This window comes from uncultured Lutibacter sp. (assembly GCF_937891065.1).
GTDB lineage: Bacteria > Bacteroidota > Bacteroidia > Flavobacteriales > Flavobacteriaceae > Lutibacter.
In genome coordinates, this window is record NZ_CALAEQ010000110.1 from 1 (window position 1) to 8,679 (window position 8,679).

The following is an 8,679-nucleotide window of genomic DNA, read 5'->3' on the forward strand; positions in this document are numbered from 1 at the left end:
ATATTTATTAAAATTACTATATTGAATTTTTATCACTTTTTTGGCAAAATGATAGGATTGTTACCAAGCTAAAACGTTTTCTAATTAAACTATCTATAAAAGTTTTCATTTTCCAAAAAAAATTAAACCACACTGAATTTATAACTTGACATTTATCATATTTGAAAAATCAAATAAATTGTAAATTTATTCAGTAAAAGAACAATAAATTATTAAATTAATAAATTACAACTTAAATAACTGTAAAAAATATTAAAATGATAATTTGATAAATTTTTGGTTTATGAAATTTCATCCTCAAAAATATACTCTTCAAGATGTTTCAATGAAGCCTTTTATTGATGAAAAGGAAATTTGGAATTACATAAATACTACTGAATCATCTACAAAAACAGTTGAGGAAATTATTGCAAAATCCTTATCAAAACAACGTTTAAATCTTTCTGAAGTTGCAGTTTTAATTAATGCAACAGATAAAAAATCTATCGATTTAATAAAAGCAGGAGCAAAAACTCTTAAAAAAACTATTTACGGAAACAGAATTGTACTTTTCGCACCGCTTTATATTGGAAATAAATGCCAGAATAATTGTTCGTATTGCGGTTTTAGAGCAACCAATAAAGAAGCCGTAAGAAAAACTCTTAATGACCAAGAAATTATCAATGAAATTGAAGCACTTCAAGAAAGTGGTCAGAAAAGATTGGTGTTGGTTTACGGAGAACACAAAGATTACAGCCCTGAATATATTGCACAAAACGTAAAATTAGCATACAGTGTAAAAAAAGGAAATGGAGAGATTCGCAGAGTAAATATCAATGCCGCTCCAATGGATATCGAAGGTTTTAAAACTGTAAAAGATGCTGGAATTGGGACTTTTCAAATTTTTCAAGAAACATACCATCCAGAAGCTTATAAAATGTATCATTTAGGAGGGAAAAAAGCCGATTTTAACAATCGGTTAACTTCCTTAGACAGAGCTCAAGAAGCTGGATTAGATGATGTTGGTATTGGGGTATTATTTGGTTTATACGATTGGCGCTACGAGGTAATGGCATTGGTTCGTCACACAAACCATTTAGAAGCTTGTTACAATGTAGGCCCACATACCATTTCATTTCCTAGAATTAAAGATGCATCTAGTTTAGAAGTTGGATCAAAGTATTTTGTTTCGGATGATGATTTTACAAAATTAATTGCCATTCTTCGTTTAGCAGTTCCTTATACGGGTATGATTTTAACAGCTAGAGAACCTGCAGAATTACGTGATGAAATTATGCAATATGGAGTTTCTCAAATAGATGGTGGAACAAAAATTGAAATTGGCTCCTATGCTAAAGTAAAAAACAGTGAGCAAAACCTAAATAAAGGTCAGTTTAAAGTAAGTGATGAGCGTAGCTTAAATGAAATCATAAATGAATTGATTGATAAAGAACAAATTCCTTCGTTTTGTACTGCGTGCTATCGAGTTGGAAGAACAGGGCAACATTTTATGGAGTTTTCAGTTCCTGGCTTCATTAAAAAATTTTGCACACCAAACGCCATAATTACATTGGCTGAATACTTGGTTGATTATGCTGATGATAAAACTGCAGAAAAAGGATGGAAACTGATTGATAAGAATTTGGATGAAATGACCAATGAAAAATTAAAAAAATCATTGATTGATAGGATTGAACGAGTAAAAATTGGAGAACGTGATTTAATCTATTAAAATGAAATGAACAAAGGTAAAAATAGCAAACCTCACATTGGAATTTATGGACGAAGAAACGTTGGTAAAAGTTCCTTCATCAATGCTTTAACAGGTATTGAAGTTGCTATTGTTTCAGAATTACCAGGCACTACAACCGATCCTGTAAAAAAATCTATGGAAATTTTTGGTATTGGCCCTGCAATACTAATTGATACGGCTGGAATTGATGATACAGGTGAAATTGGAACAAAAAGGATTGCCAAAACACTGGAAACCATCAACCATATAGATGCAGCTATTTTAGTAATAAGTAAAAATACTTTTGGTGAATTTGAACAACAACTAATTGCGGAATTTCAAAAGCTTGACATTGACTATATAATTATTCATAATAAAGAAGATGAAGAAGAATTAACGCATACTATTTTAAATCAAGTTAAGCAATTAACTAATGCACCTATTGAAGTTTGCAGTGTTAAAAATTCTAAAAATATTGCAGAAGTTATAGAACTGCTAAAAAATACGATTCCACAAACGGTCTATCAAAAAACAAGTTTATTAGGTAATATTATCAAAAAAGATGCTATTGTAATGCTAATTACACCTATAGATTCTGAAGCTCCTGATGGTAGAATGATTTTACCTCAAGCAATGGCAATTCGTGATGTTTTAGACAATAATGCAGTTAATATTGTACTCAAAGAAACTGAAGTTGAAGCGTTCTTTCAAAAATCGAACCTAAAACCAGATTTGGTAATTACAGATAGTCAAGCTTTTAATTATGTGAATAAAGTCATTCCTAAAGACATTCCTTTAACTGGATTCAGCGTTCTTTTTGCATATAATCGTGGCCCTCTTGAAGAATATGTTAAAGGAGCTCAAAAACTTTCATCTTTAAAAAATGGCGACAGAGTTTTAATGTTAGAATCGTGTGTACACCAAGTTAGTTGTGAAGATATTGGAAGATTTAAACTACCCAATTGGATAAAAAAATTTAGCAGAAAAGAAATAGAATTTGATATAGCAGCGGGTTTATCTGAAATTCAAAAACCAATAACAGATTATCAATTAATAATTCAATGCGGCGGTTGTATGATAACTAAAAAACAACTTTTAAACCGATTAAAACCAGCTTTGGATGCTCAAATTCCTGTGACAAATTACGGACTCGCAATTGCTTTTATGAATGGAATTTTAGAGAGAGCCGTTCAACCTTTTTTAATAAATATTGAAACTTAAAATAAAAGTCATTGAGTAATTTTAAAGACATATTATCTAAAGAATCACTTAATAAACAAGACATCATTGCTATGCTTAATGCTGAAGGTGATGATAAAACCTTATTGTTTAAAAAATCCAGAGAAATTACCGATGAGCAAATCGGTAACAAAGTTCATTTAAGAGGTTTAATTGAATATTCTAATGTGTGTGTGAAAGATTGTTTTTATTGCGGAATTAGAAAATCAAATAAAAAGCAAGACCGTTATAACATTTCAGATAAAGAAGTTTTAGAATCTGCTATTTATGCTTTAGAAAATAAATACGGTAGCATTGTTATCCAGGCAGGTGAACGAAGTGACAAAGCTTTCATTTCAAAAATAACTTCACTTCTTAAAGAAATACATAAAATTGGAAATGGAACATTAGGCATTACATTATCTTTAGGAGAGCAAACACTCGAAACCTACAAAGAATGGTTTAATGCAGGCGCACATCGCTATTTGTTAAGAATTGAATCTTCTAATAAAGAGCTTTATACAAAGATTCATCCAAATAATACATTACATAGTTTTGAAAATCGCTTAGAATCATTACAAACTATTAGAAAAGCAGGTTTTCAATTGGGAACTGGTGTTATGATAGGATTACCTCATCAAACCATAGAAAATTTAGCCGATGATATATTGTTCTTAAAAGCAATAGACGTAGATATGTTAGGTATGGGACCTTATATTGAACATGCTGACACACCTTTATTTGGAGCTGAAAACCTTTTTAAAACTAGACAAGAACGATTGGCTTTAGCTTTTAAAATGGTAGCATCATTAAGAATCTTAATGAAAGACATCAATATAGCCGCTACTACAGCATTACAAGCTATTGACCCATTGGGAAGAGAAAAAGCAATTAAATATGGCGCCAATATTTTGATGCCCAATATTACACCAGGAAGTTTTAGAAACAATTACAAATTATACGAAGACAAGCCGTGTACAGATGAAAATCCAATTGATTGTAATACGTGCATAGATGTTAGAATGAGTATGATTGGTAGCACTGTTGGTTATAACGAATGGGGAGATTCTAAACATTTTACAAAACAAAAACAACTTTAAATAAATAGAAACTATGGCACAAATTAAATCCGTAGATGATTTGAAGAAAATCAGAGCTTCAATTCAAGAAAAAAATCAAAAAGCTGTAGCTAATAATGATAATATGGAAATTATTAAAATCAATGTAGCAATGGCTACTTGCGGTATAGCTTCAGGTGCAAAAACTGTAATGAATTTTTTAATTGAAGAATTACCTAAAAGAAATATTATAGCTAATGTAAAACAAACGGGATGCATGGGATATTGTTATGCAGAACCTACATTAGAAATCACATTACCTAATGAAAATCCAATGGTTTTTGGTTATGTAGATTTAAAGAAAGCGGATGAAATTATAGAAAAATTCATCAAAAAAGGAGAATTGGTAGATGGAATTATTCCAATAAATTACGAATTAGCCAAATAAATTTTTTATCAAACTCAAAATAGCACGAAAATGAGTATTAAGTTTAGAAAAAATTTGCTTGTATGCAGTGGTAAATCTTGCCAAGATGCATCCAATTTCGATTTAGTAGATTTTATAAATACTAAATTAAAAGATTACAATCTAGAACACGAAATTCAAGCGGTTCAATCTGTTTGTTTCAACAAATGTACTATTGGACCTAATATGATCGTTTATCCTGATAATGTTGAATATTCAACTATCACTAAAGATGACATTGATGATATCATTATAGAACATTTGTTAAACAATAGAATTGTTGAAAGACTTGTGTATAATGATAAAAATAAATTTAGTGGAACCAATAAAAAACAATACAGAATTGCATTGCGTAATTGTGGTTTTATTGACCCAGAAGAAATTAAAGACTATATCGAAAACGATGGTTATGATGCTTTAGCAAAGTGTTTAACAGAATTTACTCCCGAAGCAGCTACACAGGAAATTATTAAAAGTGGATTAAGAGGAAGAGGTGGAGGAGGTTTTCCAACAGGTATAAAATGGGAAATAACCAGTAAAAGTATTTCAGATCAAAAATATGTGGTTTGCAATGCCGATGAAGGAGATCCAGGAGCATTTATGGATAGATCCATTTTAGAAGGAGATCCTCATTCTATAATTGAAGCAATGGCTATTTGTGGTTATTGTATTGGAGCAAATAAAGGAATTGTATATATCAGAGCAGAATACCCTTTAGCAATTAAAAGGTTAAAAATTGCTTTAGAGCAAGCAAAAGATTATGGTTTATTAGGTAAAAATATATTTGGAACCAATTTTGAATTCACTATTGATATTAAATATGGAGCTGGTGCATTTGTTTGTGGAGAAGAAACCGCTTTAATTCATTCTATGGAAGGTCTGAGAGGTGAACCTACTTTAAAACCACCTTACCCAAGTGTATCAGGTTATTTAGAAAAACCTACGAACGTTAATAACGTAGAAACTTTCGCTAGTATTCCTGCAATAATCAATAAAGGTGCAGCTTGGTATTCCAGTATTGGGACAGAAAAATCAAAAGGAACAAAAGTTTTTGCCCTAGCTGGAAAAATTAATAACGTTGGTTTAATTGAAGTTCCAATGGGAACAACTTTAAGGGAAGTAATTTACGATATTGGAGGCGGAATTGTAGATGGAAAAAAATTTAAAGCAGTACAAACTGGAGGACCATCAGGAGGTTGTCTAACCGAAAAACATTTAGACTTTCCTATTGACTTTGATTCGCTTACAGCAGCTGGTTCTATGATGGGATCTGGTGGAATGATTGTAATGGATGAAGATGATTGTATGGTTGCTATGGCTAAATTTTATCTAGAGTTTACAGTTGAAGAATCGTGTGGAAAATGCGCGCCTTGTAGAATTGGAAACAAACGATTACACGAAATGCTTACCAAAATATGTGATGACAATGGAACTTTAGAAGACCTAGATTTAATGCGTAATTTAGGTGTTGTTATAAAAGATACTTCACTGTGTGGCTTGGGCCAAACATCTCCCAACCCTATTCTTTCTACTATGGTAAATTTCTATGATGAGTATCATGCGCATGTGGTAGACCATAAATGTCCAAGTGGTCAATGTACCTCATTCTTGAAATATTATATTGACAAAGAAAACTGTATTGGATGTTTGGTTTGTGCAAGAAATTGTCCTGTAAATGCCATTTTTGGAGAGAAAAAGAAATTACACATTATTAATCGTGAAATCTGTATTAAATGTGGAATCTGTATGGAGAAATGTAAGTTTGATGCTATTTACTTAAAATAAATTAAAAAAAAGAACGTATTATGGATACGATTAATATAAAAATAGATAATAAAAATTTTCAAGTTCCAAAAGGGACAAGCATTCTAGACGCTGCAAAAAGTGTAGGTGTAAAAATTCCTACATTATGTTATATGCATTTACACGATTTAAACACAACACATAAACCAACAGGTTGTAGAATTTGTGTTGTTGAAGTTGAAGGTCGAAAAAATTTAGTGCCAGCTTGTGCAACTGAATGTACTCAAGGAATGGTAATAAAAAATCAAACGATTCGAGTTTTAAATAGTAGAAAAACCGTACTAGAATTAATTTTAAGTGACCACCCTTCAGATTGTTTAATTTGTGCTAAAAACGGCGACTGCGATTTACAAAGTATGGCGCAAGAAATGGGAATTAGACATTACCATTATAAAGGTGAAAAATCTACTTATATTAAAGACCGATCTCCAGCTATTAGAAGAGATATGGACAAATGTATAAGTTGCAGAAGATGTTTAACCATGTGCAATGATATTCAAACCGTGGGAGCACTTTCAGCGATAAATAGAGGGTTTATGTCGGTAGTAGCACCTGCATTTCAAATGAATTTAGAAGAAAGTGTATGTACCTATTGTGGGCAATGCGTAGCCGTTTGTCCAACCGCAGCATTAACTGAAATAGACCATACCAAAACTGTTATTAGACATCTTGCAGATCCTTCTAAAACTGTTGTGGTTCAAACGGCACCTGCTGTTAGAGCTGCTTTAGGGGAAGAGTTTGGTTATGAGCCAGGAACCTTGGTTACTGGTAAAATGACAGCAGCACTAAAAGATTTAGGATTTGACCATGTTTTTGATACTGATTTTGCTGCCGATCTTACCATTATGGAAGAAAGTGCTGAATTATTGGATAGATTAACAAGACATTTAAATGGAGATAAAACTGTAAAATTACCATTACTAACTTCTTGTTGCCCAGGTTGGGTTAGTTTCTTTGAACACCAATTCCCAGACATGAAAGATATTCCATCAACTGCAAGATCTCCTCAGCAAATGTTTGGTGCTATAGCAAAAACATATTTGGCAGATAAATTAGGCGTAAAACGTGAGGATATGGTGGTAGTTTCTATTATGCCTTGTTTAGCAAAAAAATACGAAAGTAGTAGAGATGAATTTAAAACTAATGGAAATCCAGATGTTGATTTTGTACTTTCCACAAGAGAACTGGCTCGTTTAATTAAACAAGCTGGGATAGATTTCAAGAGTTTAGAGCATGCCGATTTTGATCATCCTATGGGAGAATCTACAGGTGCGGGAGTAATTTTTGGAACAACAGGTGGTGTTATTGAAGCTGCTGTTAGAACTGCTTATGAAATATTTACAAAACAAAAATTACATAAGGTAGATTTTCAACAATTAAGAGGTATGGAATGGATAAGAGAATCAACCATAGATTTTAATGGAATTCCAATTAAAATTGGAATTGCTCATGGATTGGGAAATGCTAGAAAATTGTTGGAAGAAATAAGAGCTGGTAAATCACAATATCATGCAATAGAAATTATGGCTTGTCCAGGAGGTTGCATTGGTGGTGGAGGCCAGCCATTGCATCACGGAGATTCTAATATTTTATTAGCAAGACAAAAAGCATTGTACACTGCTGATAAAGCGAATATCATTAGAAAATCGCACGAAAACCCTTCAATTAAAAAACTGTATGCTGAATTTTTAGGAAGCCCTATGAGTAAAAAGTCTCATGAACTATTGCATACACATTATTTTGACAAGAGCAATCACGTTAAAATTACAGAAGAATAATAATTAAATACGAATTTAAAAGTATTAACAATGATGACAATTTGCGAAAATAATGTTAACAAGATACATACAATTTGTAACGAATTTAATAATGATAAAAGGGAACTAATTAATGTATTGCATAAAACTCAAAACACATTTGGTTACTTACCTGAAGAAGTGCAACAAATTGTTGCTGAAGACCTTAACACCTCTTTAGCGCACGTTTATGGTGTAGTTTCTTTTTATTCATTTTTTACAATGACTCCAAAAGGAGAGCATCCTATAAATATTTGTACAGGTACGGCTTGTTATGTGAGAGGAGCAGAAAAGGTGTTGAACGAATTTAAATCAATTTTAAATATTAAAATTGGTGAAACCACAAGAGATGGCAAATTCTCTTTAAGCAGTTTAAGATGTGTTGGAGCATGCGGACTGGCACCCGTAGTTTTGGTTGGTGAAAAAGTTTTTGGACGAGTAACCTTAGATGGTGTTCAAAGAATATTAAATGAGTATCAACAATAATATTTTATAATAAAATTCAGTTTCAGGAGTTATTTCTGATTTGATGTAATAAAAAAACCTTCAACGGATTAAGTTGAAGGTTTTACTAGTAGCGGGGACTGGACTCGAACCAGCGACCTTCGGGTTATGAGCCCGACGAGC

Annotated in this window: 7 protein-coding genes; all 7 read left to right on the forward strand. The window is 32.0% G+C overall.

Going from position 1 to position 8,679, the window contains the following annotated elements; genetic code table 11:
- The first annotated feature begins 283 nt into the window (after positions 1 to 283).
- From hydG to Q0352_RS06515, 7 genes are read left to right on the forward strand one after another with little or no spacing between them, the layout of a single operon-like run.
- Positions 284 to 1,711 carry a [FeFe] hydrogenase H-cluster radical SAM maturase HydG gene (gene hydG, locus Q0352_RS06485; protein ID WP_299525414.1) on the forward strand — a complete coding sequence of 476 codons (1,428 nt, stop codon included), beginning with the start codon at positions 284 to 286 and terminating at the stop codon, positions 1,709 to 1,711.
- Positions 1,712 to 1,717: 6 nt separating this feature from the next.
- Entirely contained in the window at positions 1,718 to 2,932 is a 1,215-nt protein-coding gene (hydF, locus tag Q0352_RS06490) for a [FeFe] hydrogenase H-cluster maturation GTPase HydF (protein ID WP_299525417.1), read from the forward strand.
- Positions 2,933 to 2,943: 11 nt separating this feature from the next.
- Positions 2,944 to 4,029 (forward strand): [FeFe] hydrogenase H-cluster radical SAM maturase HydE, encoded by a 1,086-nt coding sequence (gene hydE / locus Q0352_RS06495; protein WP_299525420.1) that lies wholly within the window; start codon positions 2,944 to 2,946, stop codon positions 4,027 to 4,029.
- 13 nt (positions 4,030 to 4,042) lie between these two features.
- A complete protein-coding gene (locus Q0352_RS06500) occupies positions 4,043 to 4,435 on the forward strand; it encodes a (2Fe-2S) ferredoxin domain-containing protein (RefSeq protein ID WP_299525422.1) in 393 nt (130 codons plus the stop codon).
- Between the two features lie 30 nt (positions 4,436 to 4,465).
- On the forward strand, positions 4,466 to 6,238 hold the full coding sequence (locus Q0352_RS06505; protein WP_299525424.1) for an NADH-ubiquinone oxidoreductase-F iron-sulfur binding region domain-containing protein: 1,773 nt from the start codon (positions 4,466 to 4,468) through the stop codon (positions 6,236 to 6,238).
- A 20-nt stretch (positions 6,239 to 6,258) separates the two neighbouring features.
- Positions 6,259 to 8,034: an NADH-dependent [FeFe] hydrogenase, group A6 gene (locus tag Q0352_RS06510; RefSeq protein ID WP_299525427.1), complete on the forward strand. Its 1,776-nt coding sequence runs from the start codon at positions 6,259 to 6,261 to the stop codon at positions 8,032 to 8,034.
- 30 nt (positions 8,035 to 8,064) lie between these two features.
- Positions 8,065 to 8,538: an NAD(P)H-dependent oxidoreductase subunit E gene (locus tag Q0352_RS06515; RefSeq protein WP_299525430.1), complete on the forward strand. Its 474-nt coding sequence runs from the start codon at positions 8,065 to 8,067 to the stop codon at positions 8,536 to 8,538.
- Positions 8,539 to 8,679 lie beyond the last annotated feature (141 nt).

Bases quoted from the DNA above. Each gene is read 5' to 3' on its own strand.
- hydG (WP_299525414.1), top strand. From the start codon at position 284: ATGAAATTTCATCCTCAAAAATATACTCTTCAAGATGTTTCAATGAAG.
- hydF (WP_299525417.1), top strand. From the start codon at position 1,718: ATGAACAAAGGTAAAAATAGCAAACCTCACATTGGAATTTATGGACGA.
- Q0352_RS06500 (WP_299525422.1), top strand. From the start codon at position 4,043: ATGGCACAAATTAAATCCGTAGATGATTTGAAGAAAATCAGAGCTTCA.
- Q0352_RS06505 (WP_299525424.1), top strand. From the start codon at position 4,466: ATGAGTATTAAGTTTAGAAAAAATTTGCTTGTATGCAGTGGTAAATCT.
- Q0352_RS06510 (WP_299525427.1), top strand. From the start codon at position 6,259: ATGGATACGATTAATATAAAAATAGATAATAAAAATTTTCAAGTTCCA.
- Q0352_RS06515 (WP_299525430.1), top strand. From the start codon at position 8,065: ATGATGACAATTTGCGAAAATAATGTTAACAAGATACATACAATTTGT.